The sequence below is a fragment of the Streptomyces sp. NPDC001406 genome (assembly GCF_042895285.1).
In the GTDB taxonomy this organism is placed as follows: Bacteria; Actinomycetota; Actinomycetes; order Streptomycetales; family Streptomycetaceae; genus Streptomyces.
Genome location: NZ_JBIAWG010000008.1, coordinates 135,440 through 152,781, shown reverse-complemented (window position 1 = coordinate 152,781; position 17,342 = coordinate 135,440). Strand labels below are relative to the sequence as shown.

Here is a 17,342-nt window from a genome sequence, read left to right as displayed (position 1 = left end):
TGCGTGGAACGCTCCAGTCAGACGAATCAGCGACGGCACGGACTCTTCTGCTGGGGCTTCCGCCTGACCGCTGCCTCGGCACATGGGCACTATGGGGGAGCGGGGAAGGGGGGAAGAGAGAGGAGAAGCAGCGATGGCCGAGCGCGTCATCGAGGCGGATGGCATCGAGCTGTGCACCGAGTCCTTCGGCGACCCGTCGGATCCGACCATTCTGCTGATCATGGGCATCGGGGCTTCGATGCTCTGGTGGGAGGAGGGCTTTTGCCGGATGCTCGCCGGGGGCGGGCGCTTCGTGATCCGTTACGACCACCGCGACACCGGCCGATCGGTCACGTACGAGCCGGGCCGTCCGGGATACACCGGCGCCGACCTGGTCGGTGACGCCGCCCGTGTCCTCGCCGCCCATGAGATCACGGCAGCGCACGTCGTGGGTGTCTCGGCCGGAGGGGCACTCGCGCAGCGGCTCGCGCTCGACTACGCCGATTACGTCCTCTCACTCATCCTGATCAGTACATCCTCCGCTGTGCCCGGCGACCGCGAGCTTCCTCCGCCGACCGAGGAGTTCACGCGGTTCGTCTCGGACGCGCACGTCGATCGGTCGGATACCGACTCGGTGATCGATTACCAGGTGGCCTACGCGCGCGTGCTCGCGGGCGGTCAACGCCCGTTCGATGAGACTGCCGCGCGCAGCCTTGTCCGTCGCGACGTCGATCGCGCGCACGATTTCACCGCGGTGCGCAACTACGACTCACTTGCGGACGGCGAGCTCTCGCAAGCGCCCTTGTCCTCGATCGCCGTGCCCACGCTGGTGATTCACGGGACCGCCGATCCGATGTTCCCGCTCCGGCACGGTGAGGCACTCGCGGAACAGATCCCCGAGGCAAGGCTATTGACTCTCAAGGACGCCGGTCACGGGGTCGAGCGAGCCGACTGGACGACGATCGTCTCCGCAACTCTGGAACACACGGCCGCAGAATAGATCCGGGCTGCAGTACGCCGAGGGCGTGAACCCACGGACCGACCGACCCATCCATCTACCCACTCGCACACCTGGCTGGAACCGCCCGCCTCCTGTGGTCGTCTTGTGCGCTGACTGTGCACAAAACAGGAACGCGGGGGGCGTTGTGACACGGAAAGTGACGAAGGTCGGTCTCATGGTGGTGGCCATGGCGACGGTGCTCGGGGCCTCGGCCTGCGGCGGGGAAGCCGGCGCGGCGGCCGGAGGGAGCGGCGGGAAGCTTCCCGCGCACGGGAAGGGGGAGTCCGTGGCGCCCTCCGGGGACGGGGCGTCGTCCGGCTCGTCGCCGACATCTCCCGGCGCCGTGGGGAAGCTGTCCGGGATCGCCCAGGCCGCGGCGTCGCCCATCACCCGGCACGTACCCTGGAACCTGGACATTCTGGACCAGCGGTCGCGGCCGCTGAACGGGAAGCTCACCACCACCGCCACGGGCAAGGGCGTTCATGTCTACGTGATCGACACCGGGATGGACATCGCCCACAAGGAGTTCGGCGGACGCGCCCACCTCGGCGCCGACTTCGTGGGCCCGAAGGACTCCGGTGACTGCTTCAGCGAGGCGGGAACCGGCCATGGAACGTTCGTCGCGGGCATCATCGGCGGGGCGAGGTACGGTGTGGCGCCCAAGGCGGAACTCGTACGGGTCCAGGGCATCCTGTGCGAGAGCGAGGGCGGTGGTTCCCCGGCGGCGGCCGAGGCGGCGCTGGTGAAGTCGGTCAAGTGGGTCACCGCGCACGCGCAGAAGCCTGCGGTGGTGAACATGTCGCTCAACCTCGACCACCGGTCGGCGGCCCTGGAGTCCGCCGTGAAGAAGATGGTCGACGCGGGGATCCCGACGGTGGTGTCGGCCGGCAACTTCCATGACGACGCCTGCAAGCACTCCCCGGCCGGCGTCCCCGGCACGATCGTCGTGGCGGCCTCCACCTCGAACGACCGCGTGTGGAGCGACGGCGGCTCCTACGGATCGGGCTACGGACGGTGCGTGGACCTGTACGCCCCCGGCCAGAAGGTGACCGCCGCACTCTCCGGCGGCGGTACGACCACGGAGAACGACGGCGCGACGTCCTGGGCCGCGCCGCATGCGACCGGCGTGATCGCGCTGTACCTGTCGGCACACCCGCACGCCACGGCCAACCAGGTCCACGTCTGGCTCGACCACACGGCCACCCGCGGTGTCGTGCGCGGCGTCCGCTCCGACACTCCCAACCGCCTGCTCAACACCGGCGGCCTCTGACCTGCGCCGGCCGCTCCGGATGAGGGCGGCTGCGTCCACGCCGCTGCCGCTGATTTCGCATGTAGGTTTTACCGTCCCGTGGTTGCCGCCCCCACGGGTCCGTCGGATTCTTGGTCACCATGCCGTCGGGCAACTGGTTCTGCTGGTCACGGGGGGTGGATGGATCCCTCCGCGTTGAGCGGGGAATGTTCATGCACCTCGAGTTCCGGCACCTCCGTGTCCTGCTGACTGTCGCCGAGGCCGGCAGCATCCGCAAGGCCGCCGCACGGCTGCAGCTTTCTCAGCCCGCCATGAGTGCTCAGCTGAAGCGGATCGAACACGAGTTGGGCGGCCCGCTCTTCATCCGCAGTGCCGATGGGGTGAAGCCGAACGAGAACGGACAGTACGTCCTGCGCTGCGCCCGTGACCTCGTCGTCGGCTTCGACCGGCTTCGCGAGCACGCGCGCTCGGCGGCCGAGGCGGACAGACAGGCCACCGCCCCGCTGAGGGCGGGCGGAACCGCCGGCGCTCTGGTGTCCCTGCTGGTCTCCGCCCTCTTCGAACTCGTCCCGGAACGAAGGCTCACCATAGATGCCCGCCGCTCCGTGCATACCCTGGTGAAATCGCTGAGCCTGTCGAAATGCGACATCGCGGTGTTCGGCGAATTCCCGGGCTTCCCCCTTTCGGTCGGTGAGTCGGTGGCGACACGCACACTGCTCCGTGAGCCGGTCTTCGTCCTGCTCGCCGAGGACCACCCGCTGGCGCGCCGGGAGATGGTCGGTCTCCATGAGCTGGCGGGTGAGGACTGGGTCATGCCGGAGGCCGACGAGAGCGGTGTGCACGCATACCTTCATCTCACTTGCCAGTCGGCGGGATTCACTCCGCGCATCGCCCATGTGACGTCGGACCTGTCCGTGGCGCAGATCCTGGTCGCCGGCCGGCGTGCCGTCTGCGGGGTGTGGCCGACCGCCGATGTGTCCGCGCGGGGTACCGTGCAGCGGCCGCTCGTGGACGTCCCGTTCCACCGGCGGCTGCTGCTGGCCTGGAATACGGAATCGGTTCCGCCCGAGCTCGCCGACGCGGCCTGTGAGCGTCTGCTGACCGCCTATCTGTCGCTGGTGCAGCAGCGGCCGCAGTATCTGGCCTGGTGGGAGGACGGGGGCGGGGGGTTCGCCCTCGGCGAGGGCGGGTGACCGGCTCGGTCACGGTCCCCAAGCCCTATAGCTCCGCAGCTATATCCCAGATGAAGTCACGTCAGGGACATGTCACCTGCTGAACACTTCGCGTCAACGTCCAAGGACGTCGTCACCCCACGACGAGCGAAGGAATCACCCCGTCATGTCCCGTCCTTTTCTTGCCCTTTCCGCGATGGTCGCCGCCGGCGTCATCACCACGGGTGCAATGGCCATACCTGCGCACTCGCAGACCAACGCAGTGCAGCGCGGATCCTCCGTCCGCGACACGGCGATATCCCAGGCCAAGGCGAACGTGACCCGGCACGCCGACACCTTCGGGTTCGGCGCGGGTCAGTCGCTCCAGGTCAAGGACGTCGTGATCGACGCCGACGGCACCCAGCACGTCCGCTTCGAGCGGACCTACCGCGGCCTTCCCGTCGTCGGCGGCGACTTCGTCGTCCACCAGAACGCCGACGGCTCGTTCAAGGGATCTGCCCGCGCCAAGGCCCACAAAGTGGCGCTCAAGTCCGTGGCTCCCGCCGTCGACGCCAAGGGCACCGCGGCCGGCGCCCTGAAGCGCTCGCACGGGTTGGTGCGCAACGCCAAGTCCACCCCCGAGCTGATCGTATGGGCTGCTTACGGTTCCCCGCGCCTGGCCTGGCGCACCACCGTTCAGGGCGTGGGCGACAAGGGCCAGCCGCACGGCGAGGTCTTCGTCACCGACGCCACCACCGGCGCGGCGATCGAGAACTACGACGTCGAGCACGAGGCGACCGGCACCGGCCACTCCGAGTACACCGGTGACGTCAGCATCGACACCACCCAGCAGGCCGACGGCACCTTCGCCCTGGTCGACCCGGTGCGCGGCCACATCACCAAGGACGCGCACAATCTGTCGTCCTCGTCCCTGAAAAGCACCTCCGGCACCCTGTTCACCGACGCCGACAACATCTGGGGCGACGGCAGGAAGTTCTCCACCGACCGCGCCACCGCCGCCGTCGACGCACACGCCAACACCGCGGAGACGTTCGACTACTACAAGACGACCTTCGGCCGCAACGGCATCAAGAACGACGGCCGCGGCGCCACCGTCTTCGTCCACGTCGGCACCAACTGGGACAACGCCCAGTGGTCGGACTCCTGCTTCTGCATGATGACCGGCGACGGCAACGGCAGCACCGACCCCGAGCAGGTCGACCTCGACACCATGGGCCACGAGATGACACACGGTGTCACCTCGGCCACCGCCAACCTGCGCTACAGCGGTGAGTCCGGCGGCCTGAACGAGGCCACCAGCGACATCCTCGGCACCATGGTCGAGTGGTACGCCAACAACCCGGTCGACACCCCCGACTACCTTTTCAGCGACCAGTCCACCCCGCCGTGGCTGCGCCGCTTCGACAAGCCCTCCCTGGACGGCCGCTCCGCCGACTGCTGGTCGAAGTCGGTCGGCCGCCTCGACGTGCACTACTCCTCGGGCGTCGGCAACCACTGGTTCTACCTCGCGAGCGAGGGCAGCGGCGCCAAGACCATCAACGGCGTCTCCTACAACAGCCCCACCTGCAACAGCTCCACCGTCACAGGCATCGGCAACCAGAAGGCCTCCGCCATCTGGTACCGGGCGCTGACCGTCTACATGACCTCCACCACGGACTACAAGGGCGCCCGCACCGCGACTCTGAACGCGGCGAAGGACCTCTACGGCGCCACCAGCCCCGAGTACGCCGCCGTGGCCGCGGCCTGGAGCGCGGTCAAGGTCTCCTGACGCACTGACGCACTGACGCACCGCCTGATCCATCGGAGCCGGCCCGGACGACGACCCCACAGCCGTCGCCCGGGCCCCGGCGTTTCCGGCGACGCCGTCCACCTCGACACGTCAAGGTGGTGCGGAGCCACCTCTGTCGGATCAGTCGGCGACCGGCTTGCGGTAACGGACGTACTCGTTCTGGCGCCGGAAGCCTACGCTTTCGTAGAGGTCGTAAGATCGGTGCGGATTCGCGGTCCCGGTGTACAACCTGGCGGTCTTCGCGCCGTGCTCGCGAAGACATCGCAAGCCGTCCAGCAGCAGAGCCCGTCCGAGGCCCAGACGCCTTGACTGTGCCCGGACGCTCAGTTCTTCGACTTCGCCCACGGTTGGGTCGTGGCGACGGAGGGAGCACAGGGCGACCCCGGCCACATTTTCCCCCTCCCAAGCAGCCCGCCAGCAGGTCGGGTCGGCAGTGGCGAGGAAGCTCGAACGTCCACCTCTGGGTGAAGGCGGCATCTGCATACGAATCGACGACCGTCTTCCAGGCCGCGTGGTGGTTGGCCGGTTCGACCGCACCGATTCGGATGCCGGCCGGCAACGGCTTTTCGTCGGGGAGCTGTTGGAGATCGGACAGCTCCAGCTCCACCAGGCTGAAGACACGCCGGTATCCGGTTTCGAGCAGTAGCGCCGTTGCCTCCTGCTCGGAGGCCATGGCATTCGCGCCGATCACACGTCAAGCCCCCCGTTACGTTGGATATACGGCGTCATCGATCACGGAAGCGTAGGCCGTGCTGATCAGACGGTAGAACTCGTTGTTTCGGCTTCGACGAAGAGGCGACTTCGTCACTCCGAGCCGTAGTACAGCCGGAGGAACTCCTCCATCGCCGCGTCGACGCCGGCGCGGTCACCGGTGGCGAGCAGGTCGAGCAGCAGACCGCGGACGGTGGCGAGTCCCAGCCGGGCGCGGTTGCGGGCCGCGGCAGGTTCCGCGCCCGCGTCGACCTCGGCGGCCACGAGTGGTTCCAGCCAGTCCGTCACGAGCCCTTCCAGGACCGGGACGGCCTCTGGGCGGCCCCGCAGCGCCTGCCCGCAGATTTCGAAGAACAGCCGTTCCTGACCGGCCAGCCGAGGGTCCGTCAGCTGCTGCCACAGCTGCCGCGCGACATCGGCGGGTGAGAGACCGGGTTCCAGGCGGAGCCGGGACAGCAGCTCGCGCTGGCGTCGCTCCGACGTCCGGACGATCTCGACGAGCAGCTGCTCCTTGGAACCGAAGTAGTGGATCAGCATGCGGTGACTGACGCCGATCGCGGCACCCAGACGGCGCAGGCTGAGGTCCCCGATGCCGTGCGCCACGACGTGGTCGACAGCCGCGTCTACCAGTTGCGCGCGCCGGCCCCCGTCCGATTCCTGCCCGGTCTCGGTCTCGACCTCGGAATGCGAGTCGTCCGTATTCACCACAACGTGAGTGTACCAATTGGTACATGCCGCATGTACCGTGTGGTACATGAAGCCTGTCACCGTGTCGATCGACGTTCCGCAGACGCCCGAGCAGGTCTACGACTTCCTCGATGTCATGGCTCACCACGAGCGATTCACCGACCACTATCTGACCGACTGGAGCTTCAGCGGCCCCGGCCGCGGCATCGGATCGTGCGCCACGGTCACCGCCGCGCTGGGCGGTACGAAGACCGACGTCACCGTCGAGGTCGTCGAGGCCGACGCGCCGCGGCGCATCGTCGAACGCAACGTCAGCGCGGCCGGCCGACGCCTGGCCCACGGCACTTACACCATCGAACCGCTGCAAACCGGAGGGAGCCACGTCGCGTTCACGTACGCCTGGGTGCGCGCTCCTCTCGCCGACCGGCTGCTCGCCCCGGTCGTACGGACCACGATGCGGCGCGCCAACCGCACGGTCATGCAACGCATGGCCACCGAGTTGGCTCGCCGAGAACAATGACACACGAACCGGATCACGCCTGGTTTCAGTGCAGCGGGGGCGGGCCGTCCTCGGTCCCCGTTCCCCAGCCGGACGGGTTGGTGCCCACCGTGAATGCCAGGGATCGTATGTGCCGCAGCGTATCCGTCGTCAGATACGTTCGGCCGTACGACGCGTTGTCGACCCGCGCCGACTGGATGTAGCGGTGGGCGTCCGAGGTGCCGGGTGCCGTCACCGTGAGCGCCCCGCGGGGGTAGTAGTGGCGGTCCAGACGCAGGTCGACGCGTTCGAAGGCGGGCGTGGACAGGCCCCAGGTGTCATGGCCGGGCTGCACCGGGAAGATGCCGATCGAGGACAGCACGTTCCAGGCGGACATGGTGCCGAGGTCGTCGTTGCCCGTCATGCCGGTCGGGGCGTCCGTGAAGAGGGTCAGCGCGGCGTGTACGACGTCGGTGGTCTTCCACGGCTGGCCGGTCGAGAGGTAGGTGTACGGGGCGATGAGGTCGGGCTCGTTCTGCGGGTTGTACTTGTCCGCGTTGTAGTAGTCGTACGGGCCGTTCACCCACACCTCGCGAGCTGTCTTCGCGGGGTCCCGCACCAGCCGGTCGTAGGCGAAGAACGAGTCCAGCCGGTCGTTGGCCGCCTGCTTGCCGCCGATCAGACCGACCATCCCGGGCAGGTCCTGCGGTACGAGCCACTGGTACTGCCAGGCCGTGCCCTCATGGAATCCCTCGCTCCGCGCCGGGTCCGCCGGGCCGGTGAACGCGCCGGAGGCGTCGCGCGCGCGGAAGAAGCCGGTCGAGGGGTCAAAGATCTTCCGGTAGCTCTGGGACCGGGCGGCGTAGCGTGCCGCGTCGTCGGCGTGGCCGAGTTCGCGCGCCATCTGGGCGAGCATGGCGTCCGACAGCGCATACTCCAGCGTCGCCGACGCCCCGTGGTCGTAGTCGGAGTCACCGGGCTTCACGTGCGGGCGGCCCTTGATGTAGGGCGCGAAGCCGTCCGCGATGTACTCCTTGTTGGCCTCGCGGCCCACTGCCGGCGAATCGGCGGGCGGCGCTCCGTCCGCGTTCTTCTTCAGCGCGCGGTAGGCCCGTTCCTCGTAGCCCTTGAGGAGGCCCTGCTGGTAGGCGTTGGTGAGGAACGGGGTGACCGGATCACCCGTCATGATGTTCGTCTCGACCGTGCCGTAGCCCCACTTCGGCAGCCAGCCGCTCTCCTCGTCGATCCTGATGACGGAGATTGCCATGTCCCGGGCCTCGTCCGGCGCGAGCAGGGACAGGAGCTGGGTCTGGGTGCGGTACGTGTCCCACAGGGACCAGTTCTGGTAGTACGTGAAGTCCCGGGCGCGGTGGATGCTTTGATCCCAACCGGTGTAACGGCCGTCGGCGTCGCTGCCGATGTTGGGCGCCAGGAAGGACCGGTACAGGGACGAGTAGAAGGTACGACGCAGGGTGTCGCTGCCACCCCGTGCGCGTACGGTGTCGAGCCGGCCCTCCCAGGTGCGCCGCGCGGTGTCGCGGACCTGGTCGAAGGAACGGCCGCCCTCGGTGCGGAGGTTGACGGCAGCGCCGTGCGCGTCGACGTACGAGAGAGCCGTCGTCGCCTCGACGGTGCGGTCCTTGGTCGTGTCGAAGCGGACGTAGGCGCCGTCCCGGCCGGTCCTCGAACCGTCGGTGACCGTGGAGCCGTTCCACGTGCCGTGGGCGATGAACGGACGGTCGAAGCGGGTGACGGTGTAGACGGTGTACGGCTTGGTGTCCTGGCAGAAGCCGCTTCCGGTGATCGTGGTGCGCACGGTCCGGTTGTCGAGCACCTCGACCTTGCTGGAGACGCTTCGATGCAGTGACTGCCCGGCGTTCAGCAGGACGTTGGCCTTCTCGGTGGCGGGGAAGGTGTAGCGCTGGACGCCGGTGCGCGCGGTGGCGGTCAGTTCTGCGGTGATGCCGATCTTCAACCCGACCTTGTAGTAGCCGGGGCTTGCCTTTTCCGTGTCATGACTGAACTCGGCCTCGTACTTGGCGTAATCCGTCTCTGTGACGTCGCCGGTCGTCGGCAGCACCGGCAGGTCGCCGCCCAGGCCGCAGCCGACACCGGAGAGATGTACGAGGGAGAAGCCCCGGATGTGGTTCTGGGAGTAGTCGTAACCGGTGTTGTGTCCGGTGTCCGGCGAGAACTGCACCATCCCGAAAGGCACCGCTGCGCCGGGGTAGGTGTTTCCCTCGTTCTCGGTTCCGATGAACGGGTTGACGAGATCGGTGAGTTCGCCGTCCTCGGCCGCGGCCGCCGGGGATGCCGCGGGCGCGATGAAGGCAGCTCCGAGGACTGCGAATGCCGCGACCGCACTGCGTATGCGCTGAGTCCATCTCATGGGCGTCAGCCTCCTCACTTGGACAACGTTGTCATAGCGGTCGCTCATCTTTCAGGCCGCATGAGGGATCGTCAAGAGGGAGATTTTAAAGGGAAGTTGGAATTCCGGGTCACCGGGGCTCAGTCCGCCGAGGACGTCTCCGCTTCCACTGCCGGTGAAGTCGATGTCGAGGCGAGGTCTGGAACCGGCCCGCAGCCACGCGCAGTGGAGGGCACCCCGGCAGCCTGGCCCCGTCGCCGCCTGAATGCCGGGACGGTCACCAGCCCGAAACCAAGGACCGCCGCGAGCAGGTGGCCGACGGTGGTGAAGTCCGGCAGCGGCCCAGGCCACTCGGCACCGCCGAGGGGCCAGGCGAGCACGAAGACCGCCCAGGGGAGGCGGCCACGCCGGGGCAGGGCGAGTGTGCCGACCGCCATCACGGTCTGGGCACCGTAACTGACCCCGTAGTCCGAAGCCTGCCGGACGGCAGCCGGATACCAGCCGTGCCGAAGTGCGACGGTGACGACGCCGGCGGTGAGCAGGGTGGCTGCGACATGCCCGCCGAGAAACACGGCCACGGCGCGCGGTTTCCCCCACCGGCGCTCCACCCAGGCCAGGAAGCAGCAGACGCCGAGGCCCAGGGTGATGAAGGTCCCCACGAATTCAATTGAGGTGACATCCGTGAGCGAACCGTCGAAGAACAGCACGCTGCCAAGCAGGGCGGTCACCGGATGATCGTGCAGATTGTCCAGGTTGGTGCCGAGGTGGCCCAGCAGGGTGGCCGCCCGCTCGGCGGACAGCCCGTAGCCGACCCAGGCGTGGCTGACGAGGAGTAGGCAGACGTAGGTGACTGTCAGCGGTGCACGGCGCGGGTACGTCCGCGCGGTACGGAGCATGCCGCCCAAGTGGCCCGACGGGGACTGAGAGTTCATGCTGGGAGATTGTCCCGGTTGATCGAGGCTGAGGAGCGTAGGGGCCGGCAGGGATTGTGGCCCGGCGGCCCGGCAGGCTGCCGTTGATCGCCGGCACGAAGGCCAGTGTCAGATGGACGAGCAAGCGCCGCTCGGCCGCTGCTCCGCCGCCTTCTTCAGGGCGTCGGGCCAGGTGCCGAGCGAGTCGTCCAGCGCGGTGGCGAGCCGTCCCGGTCGGCGTCGACCGGCGCGCCCGCCCAGGATTCCCGGGTGCGGACCACGACGCCGTCAACGTCCTTGGTGAAAGTCCACTCGTGCACCCCGGTGATGCCGTGCGCGGGACCGCCCCACAGGATGCGGTGCGGTGCGTCGACGGCGGAGATGGTGGAGCCGCACGTCGAAGGAATCGGACCGGCTGACGATGCAGGAGGTGCACATCGCACGCCTGGTCGCCGACGGCGCCACCTCCAAGGAGGTGGCGGCGAAGCTGTTCCTCAGCCCGCGGACGGTCGACGCGCACCTGCGCAACATCTTCCGCAAGCTCGGCCTCACCTCACGCAGGCAACTGCGAGACCTGCCCGACATCCGTCAGCCGCCAGCCGCCAGCCGCCTCGGCAAAGGCGCGGTCAGCGGCTCAGGACCAGGCCCGTTCCCGACACATCGGCGCGGATGCCGTCCTTGGCCACTGTCACACGCTGCAGGTGCAGGGAGCCCGCAGGCGGCTTCGGCAGCTGGAAGGCGAAGGAGAAGCGGTCGGCGATCTGAGGGCGGGTGAGCTTCGTCAGTGCGCTGAACAGGGACAGGTCGAGACCGAGCCGTTCGAGCGGCCTTGGGTGGGCGAGTGCCGCGTCCACGAGGTTGACGCCGGTCAGTTTCCGCAGGAAGCGCGGCGCGCCGGTGAGTTGATGGAGCTCGTCCTCGTCGTGGAGCGCGGCACGTACCGCACTGTCGGGTACGCCCAGGCGGTGCACGATCTCCGGAACCGCCAACAGGGCTCGGATCTTCCCGGCCTCCCGGGTGAGACGGCGCGCTGAGGCGCGGGTCAGGTGGAGGCCATCGGCGGGCCCGGTTCCGGGCTGGTATGTGGCAAGACCGTCGATGTCCAGCCGGATGCCGTCGACAGAAGTCGCGATGCCGCGGTCCCCGTCACGCCGGACGTGCGCTTCGGCCCGAACGTGCAGCTCGCGGCCCGCGACGCGCAGGGCGCCGTCGGCTCGGACGCGGCCGGGGCCGCGGGCCGTGAAAGCCACCTGCGAGGCGCCGAGTTCACGGTTCATGTCAGCGAAGGACAGCAGTACCTGGCCGTGCATCTGCCGAATGAGTGCGCCGCGGATCGTGGTGGGACCGTCGCCGTCGATGCGTATGTCGTCCGCCGCTGCGGTGACTTGCGTGAGGGTGACCCGGTCGGCTGGGATGTCGGGAAGGGTGACCTGGACCGAGTCCAGGTGCCGTGCGGCCAGTTGTGTGAGGAAGGGAAAGCCGCCGATCCGTACCTCGGGGGCGGCGGCGAGACCCAGTTCGTCCTTGAGTCGTTCGGAGGCCTTGTGCTCGGCGTAGAGCACCGCCCAGCGGTCGGCCAGCGTGACGAGGCAGGCCAGGGTGAGCACCCAGGCCAGGACTCGCGCCACGGTGGGCAGGCCGGTGGCGCGGTTACGGCGCCGGCTGCCGCGCCTGTGGTTGGGCGGTGCCCAGGGTTCGTCGGCGTCCTCGTCCTGTTGGGTCGCCGTGCTGCCTTCGGTGAGCGAGTCGTCCCATGGATGGTCCGCCAGCGAAGCCAGTTCGTCGTACGGATTGCGGCCGCGCGGAACCATCTCGGGAGGAGGTCCGTCGCACCGGTCGGGATGATGCGTCTTTATGTGGGGGGTACGCATCGGTTCATTTGATCACATAGTGGCACCTGGTTCGCAAGTCGCATCTGAAAACGAGTCAAAAGAGTGAGGCCGGCCAGGAGAATCGCGCTGCCGATCAGCGTTGCCGACGGGCGAGCGTCCGCATCGCTGATCAACAACCCGAAGGCCATCTGCCAGCACAGCGCGAAGGCCACGACCAGCTGACCCCAGCCGTATCGCACGTCCATAGCTCCCCACGTCCCGTGATCGGCCGGACCCGTAGATCCAAGGGTGTATGTGGAGCTGGAAAGGCCCGGCTGAGTTCACGCTCCGTACATCTGAACTCCCCTGGGCTCGGCTGATGCCGCGTCAGACTGGGCCGACTATCGAACACTCCATCGCCATAAGCGGACGGAAAACGTCGAGGAGTTGTGAGGTGTGTGTCCGTGTCCTGTCAACTTCTCCCATCGGGTGTCACGCTCTTCGCATCCCCCCACAGGAACGATCGATGGAGACCGCATGACCCTCCATGCAAACACCCGGCCTACCGCCGCCCTTGTGGCCCTGGCTGCCGCAGCCGTGATCGCGGCACAGACCGGTGCGGCGCAGGCCACCCCCGAACGAGCCGAGGCCACCACCCAGGGCCACGGGACGTTCGACCGTGTCGCGGCCGTCAAGGCCGCGCAGTCCGAAGCGGCGTCGGCCGCCCGAACTCTCGGACTGGGCGCCGAGGAAAAGCTGATCGTGCGTGACGTCATCAAGGACGCCGACGGCACGGTGCACACCCGGTACGACCGCACGTACGCCGGACTGCCCGTACTCGGCGGTGACCTCGTCACCCACACCGCCAAGGACGGCAAGCTCAAGGGCGTCACCAAAGCCAGCAACGCCCGCATATCGGTGGCGACGACCACCGCCACGCTCAAGGCGGCGGCCGGCGCCCGAAAGGTGATCTGGGCCGGAGGCAAGGGCAATCCCGTGCTCGCCTTCGAGACGGTCAAGACGGGTGTCCAGAAGGACGGCACCCCCAGCCGGCTGCACATCGTCACCGACGCCACCACAGGCAAGAAGCTGTACCGCTACCAGGCCATCGAGACCGGCACCGGCACCAGCCAGTACAGCGGCGAGGTCCCGCTCTCCAGCACCAAGACGGGTTCGGGCTTCGAGCTCACCGACGCCGACCGCGGCGGCCACAAGACCTACGACCTGCACCAGGGCGAGAGCGGTACCGGCGACATCGTCAAGGACGACGACGACAAGTGGGGCAACGGCAAGAGCGACGACCCGCAGACCGCTGCCGTGGACGCCGCCTACGGCGCCGCGATGACCTGGGACTTCTACAAGAAGGAGCTCGGCCGCGACGGCATCGGCGGCGACGGCAAGGCCGCGTACTCCCGGGTCCACTACAGCAACTCGTACGTCAACGCGTTCTGGGACGACGGCTGCTTCTGCATGACGTACGGCGACGGTGAGGGGAACAAGAAGCCCCTGACCTCTCTCGATGTGGCCGGTCACGAGATGAGCCACGGTCTGACCTCGCGCACCGCCAAGCTGGAGTACAGCGGTGAGTCGGGCGGGCTCAACGAGGCGACCAGCGACATCTTCGGTACCTCGGTCGAGTTCTTCGCCAACAACAAGGAGGACGCCGGCGACTACCTCATCGGCGAGAAGCTCGACGTCAACGGCAACGGCACGCCTCTGCGCTACATGGACAAGCCCAGCAAGGACGGCAACTCGCTGGACGCCTGGAAGCAGGGCGCCGGGGACCTCGACGTCCACTACTCCTCCGGCATCGCGAACCACTTCTTCTACCTGCTGTCCGAGGGCAGCGGCAAGAAGACGATCAACGGTGTCGAGTACGACTCTCCGACGTCGAACGGTTCGACGGTCGCCGGGATCGGCCGGGACAAGGCCTACAAGATCTGGTACAAGGCACTCACCACCTACATGACCTCGACGACCGACTACAAGGCCGCCCGTGAGGCGACCCTGAAGGCGGCCGGCGACCTGTACGGCGCGGACGGCGCCGAGGCGAAGGCCGTGGCCGCCGCCTGGAGCGCGGTCAACGTGGCCTAGCCAAACCGAGGGCTCTGCCTTCACTCAGGGGTTCCGAATCACTCCAGGTGATTCGGAACCCCATCGCCGACGCATGGAGCGTGTATCGGACCTCAATGAGGCTTCCAGCTCCTGCTGCAGCTGTTTCAGCATGGTGGCGTCTGGGTCGGACTCGTAGGTTTCGAGCCCCAGGATGTCGAGATCGCGCCGGAGGAGTGCGAGCGCCGGATTGCGCCAGGTGTAGAGGTCGTCAGGGCGTTGGCCGCCGCTTTTGGCCCATCTGCGGCAGCGCTGACGCAGTGCCAGAAGCGCACCCCGGGTGGCGGCATCGGCGCACATGCCGCCCGTGGAGTACAACCAGTCGTTCAGCTCGGCCGCGACCCTGGCGGCAACCTGCGGCGTCACCGCTTCGGCACCGCCATGCGACAGACGCCGGAGAACGGCGAAGGCATCAGGGTAGGACGCGAATCTGCACCAGTGTCAGCAGCCCGCTGACGCCGGCCACCAGCAGTGCAACCAGGCCAGAGATCAACGCCGTCACTACCTGATCGTTCATCGCGCCCGCCCCCGGAGTTGTGCGGCCATGGGCCACAGCTCGACCCAAAGTGTGCACCGCCCAAGGGCTGCCGTGAATATTCGGGGAAGGTCATCGCCCAGGCAATAGCGCGCAGCAACAACGCTCCCGGGGGACGCGACCGGCCAGGAGTCCCCATGGGACACCCTGGCCGGTCGTGTGCGCTCGGCGGTCTACAGCTGTGGCTGCGGCATCCGTTTCCAGCTGAACGGGCCGAAGGTTGTGTCGGTGGCCGCGTAGTTGGCGTTGGGGTCTGCTGTCAGCTTCAGCCATTCCAACGGGGTGGTGCTGCCGTGCACGACGATCCGGTGGAAGTTCGAGACGTTGTAGTACGGGTGCTCGTTCCACGCGTTGTCACCCGGGTCATGGGCGCAGACGCCGGCGCCGGTGGCCGGGTCCGTCTCGCCGGTGCAAGTCGCCGTCGGCGAGAGCGGGTTGTCCGAGCGGTACAGGTGCGAGTCACCGTTGAGCATCAGCACCGGGCGGCCGAACTCGGTCGTCTTCGCCGCGACCTCGCTGATGATCGGCTCGTAGTTCGTCAGGTGCTTGGTGGTCTTGCCGTCGAGGTCCCACATGTCGGCCTGTGCCGTGATCACCACCGCCTTGGCGTGCTTGGCGCGCGCGTCGGTGAAGGCGGCATCGAGCCAGCGGACGTCGGCCGCGGTCCGGCTGTTCCGCTCTTCGGTCTGTGCCTGAGTCGCGGTCGGCACCTTGTACCAGGGGTCGGTGTCGTTGTTCGAGCCACCCGGCACGTTGATGGTCACGAAGACGATGTCGTTCTGCGCCCACCTCACGTTCTCGACGTACTGAGAGTCGTCCGGGTGGCTCCGGTCGTAGGCGGTGGCCTGGGAGACCACGTTCAGCGTCCCGCTGCCGAGGGTGTGGCCCGGCTGGGCGAAGAAGTCCCGCCGGATGGTGGCGAGGTTGTCGAGCGGATTGCCACAGTGGTAGCTGACGCAGTCCGCCGTACTGGTCGACAGGCCGCTCGTGCCGACGTAGTTGATCGCGCCGGAGGCCGAGTCGTAGAAGCCCCCGCCTTGACCGGGCGAGGTGAGGCTCGACGCCTTGTGGCAGTCGGCCCACTCGTTGTCGCCCGGCATGTAGACGAGCGGCTTGGTGAAGGAGCGCCAGGCGGACGCGATCGAGGCATCGTAGCCCTCGGTGCAGAACTCCTTGCCCGAGTGGATGTCGCCCACGTGGATGACGTCGCTGATCGTCGGGTCACTGTTGACGGTGCCGATGAACGCCGGGGTCTTCTGGAACTGCGACGTGTCGGCACTCTGGCCCGCGGGCGCGTACGCCGACATGCCGTACGGCGAGTCGCCGTACACGGCCAGCGTCAGTGGGCTGTCGGCCGTCGAGGCCGTGGCGGTCGACATTACGGAAGAAGCAAGGCCGACGGCGACGAGCGTGACAAGCCCGCGCTTTGGCATGCGTCTCGACATGCGTCCCTCTTTCAGGTCCGGTTGAGGGGGGCGCTCCAGTGAACTGGACCCTCAGGAAGCGCGACATGGCATCAATGGCGGCCTGGAGATGACGAGCAAGCGAACTTTCCCGCCAGCGTCGTCAGCACAGTGTCGTTGGCATTCCGGTTGCCGATGGTGAGCCGGAGTCCCTCGCCGGGGTAGTGGCGCGCCTGGACACCGGCGTCGATGAGTGCTGCGGCGCCCTCATCGATCGGATCGGGCGGGGCGAGCCAGAGGGAGTTGGCATGGCTCGGGTGCACCCGCCAGCCGAGGCCGAGGAGTTCGTGCCGGAGCCGTTCGCGTTCGGCGACGATCGTGTCCACGCGCAGGCGCAGGTCGTTTTCGGCACGTAGTGAGGCCTTGACCGCCGCTGTTGCCACCGCGTTGATTCCGAAGGGCAGTTGTTGTCGGCGGATCCGCTCCACCAGGTCGGGGGAGCCGAGTCCGTAGCCGACCCGCAGGGCGGCCAGGCCGTAGGCCTTGGAGAAGGTGCGCAGGACGAGCAGGTTGGGGTGTGCGGTCAGGAGCGCGGGCGTGTCCGGCAGGTTGGCGTGGCGGGCGAACTCCACGTACGCCTCGTCGAGGAGCACGGTGACGTGCCGGGGCACCTGCCGTAGGAACGCCGACAGCGCACCTGCGGTGACGAGACTTCCGGTGGGGTTGTGCGGATTGCACAGCACCACGACGCGGGTGCGGTGGTCGAGCGCCGCGAGCATGGCGTCCAGATCCTGGTGTCCGTCCGGCGACAGGGGTACGGCGACCGGGTGCGCGCCGGCCATCGTGGCCAGGAGGGGGTAGGCGTCGAATGTGCGCCAGCCGTAGACCACTGCGTCGCCGGGCTGGACGAGCGCCTGGAGCAACTGCAGGGCCACGCCGACCGATCCGCTGCCGACCGCGACGCGGTCGGAGGTCACTTGGCACCATGCGGCGATCTGCTCGGTGAGGTCCTCGGGGTGGAACTGCGGGTAGCGGTGGGCCTGTGCCACGGCCCGTTGCATCGCCTCGCGCACCGAGGGCAGTGGGGGATACGGGCTCTCGTTCAGGGCAAGCCGGTGCAGTACGGGGATGTCCATC

General features: G+C 68.0%; 13 protein-coding genes and 2 pseudogenes. 7 read left to right on the top strand and 8 right to left on the bottom strand.

What is annotated here, in order from left to right:
• Positions 1–133 precede the first annotated feature (133 nt).
• The 4 genes from ACFY1J_RS20980 (at position 134) to ACFY1J_RS20965 (ending at position 5,168) form a co-directional block, all read left to right on the top strand.
• Positions 134–979 carry an alpha/beta fold hydrolase gene (locus tag ACFY1J_RS20980; RefSeq protein WP_390731651.1) on the top strand — a complete coding sequence of 282 codons (846 nt, stop codon included), beginning with the start codon at positions 134–136 and terminating at the stop codon, positions 977–979.
• Positions 980–1,136: 157 nt separating this feature from the next.
• Complete coding sequence (locus tag ACFY1J_RS20975; protein WP_390707872.1) at positions 1,137–2,249, top strand: S8 family peptidase; 1,113 nt, start codon at positions 1,137–1,139, stop codon at positions 2,247–2,249.
• Between the two features lie 191 nt (positions 2,250–2,440).
• Positions 2,441–3,421, top strand: a complete 981-nt coding sequence (locus ACFY1J_RS20970; protein WP_390707871.1) for a LysR family transcriptional regulator — start codon at positions 2,441–2,443, stop codon at positions 3,419–3,421.
• A gap of 145 nt (positions 3,422–3,566) precedes the next feature.
• Positions 3,567–5,168, top strand: coding sequence for a M4 family metallopeptidase (locus tag ACFY1J_RS20965; RefSeq protein WP_390731650.1), 1,602 nt, complete (start codon positions 3,567–3,569; stop codon positions 5,166–5,168).
• Between the two features lie 141 nt (positions 5,169–5,309).
• On the opposite strand, the pseudogene ACFY1J_RS20960 reads toward ACFY1J_RS20965, so the two are convergent.
• Positions 5,310–5,880 (bottom strand): annotated as a pseudogene (locus ACFY1J_RS20960) (GNAT family N-acetyltransferase); the annotation flags it as partial.
• A gap of 113 nt (positions 5,881–5,993) precedes the next feature.
• Positions 5,994–6,608 (bottom strand): TetR/AcrR family transcriptional regulator, encoded by a 615-nt coding sequence (locus tag ACFY1J_RS20955; RefSeq protein ID WP_390707869.1) that lies wholly within the window; start codon positions 6,606–6,608, stop codon positions 5,994–5,996.
• A 46-nt stretch (positions 6,609–6,654) separates the two neighbouring features.
• On the opposite strand from ACFY1J_RS20955, the gene ACFY1J_RS20950 reads away from it, so the two are divergent.
• Positions 6,655–7,107, top strand: coding sequence for an SRPBCC family protein (locus ACFY1J_RS20950; RefSeq protein WP_390707868.1), 453 nt, complete (start codon positions 6,655–6,657; stop codon positions 7,105–7,107).
• A 25-nt stretch (positions 7,108–7,132) separates the two neighbouring features.
• Here ACFY1J_RS20950 and ACFY1J_RS20945 read toward each other — a convergent pair whose 3' ends face one another.
• Together ACFY1J_RS20945 and ACFY1J_RS20940 are read right to left on the bottom strand one after the other, a co-directional pair.
• Complete coding sequence (locus tag ACFY1J_RS20945) at positions 7,133–9,454, bottom strand: GH92 family glycosyl hydrolase (protein ID WP_390707867.1); 2,322 nt, start codon at positions 9,452–9,454, stop codon at positions 7,133–7,135.
• A gap of 119 nt (positions 9,455–9,573) precedes the next feature.
• A complete protein-coding gene (locus ACFY1J_RS20940; protein WP_390707866.1) occupies positions 9,574–10,365 on the bottom strand; it encodes a rhomboid-like protein in 792 nt (263 codons plus the stop codon).
• A gap of 388 nt (positions 10,366–10,753) precedes the next feature.
• Here ACFY1J_RS20940 and ACFY1J_RS20935 point away from each other — a divergent pair.
• A pseudogene (locus ACFY1J_RS20935) lies at positions 10,754–10,924 on the top strand (helix-turn-helix transcriptional regulator); the annotation flags it as partial.
• A gap of 46 nt (positions 10,925–10,970) precedes the next feature.
• Here ACFY1J_RS20935 and ACFY1J_RS20930 read toward each other — a convergent pair.
• Positions 10,971–12,155, bottom strand: a complete 1,185-nt coding sequence (locus ACFY1J_RS20930) for a DUF2993 domain-containing protein (RefSeq protein ID WP_390707865.1) — start codon at positions 12,153–12,155, stop codon at positions 10,971–10,973.
• 537 nt (positions 12,156–12,692) lie between these two features.
• Here ACFY1J_RS20930 and ACFY1J_RS20925 point away from each other — a divergent pair.
• Positions 12,693–14,249, top strand: coding sequence for a M4 family metallopeptidase (locus ACFY1J_RS20925; protein ID WP_390707864.1), 1,557 nt, complete (start codon positions 12,693–12,695; stop codon positions 14,247–14,249).
• Positions 14,250–14,273: 24 nt separating this feature from the next.
• On the opposite strand, the gene ACFY1J_RS20920 is transcribed toward ACFY1J_RS20925, so the two are convergent.
• From ACFY1J_RS20920 to ACFY1J_RS20910, 3 genes are all read right to left on the bottom strand, one after another.
• Entirely contained in the window at positions 14,274–14,633 is a 360-nt protein-coding gene (locus tag ACFY1J_RS20920) for a hypothetical protein (protein ID WP_390731649.1), read from the bottom strand.
• A 342-nt stretch (positions 14,634–14,975) separates the two neighbouring features.
• On the bottom strand, positions 14,976–16,181 hold the full coding sequence (locus ACFY1J_RS20915) for a hypothetical protein (protein ID WP_390707862.1): 1,206 nt from the start codon (positions 16,179–16,181) through the stop codon (positions 14,976–14,978).
• A 137-nt stretch (positions 16,182–16,318) separates the two neighbouring features.
• Positions 16,319–17,341 carry a histidinol-phosphate transaminase gene (locus ACFY1J_RS20910; RefSeq protein WP_390707861.1) on the bottom strand — a complete coding sequence of 341 codons (1,023 nt, stop codon included), beginning with the start codon at positions 17,339–17,341 and terminating at the stop codon, positions 16,319–16,321.
• Position 17,342 lies beyond the last annotated feature (1 nt).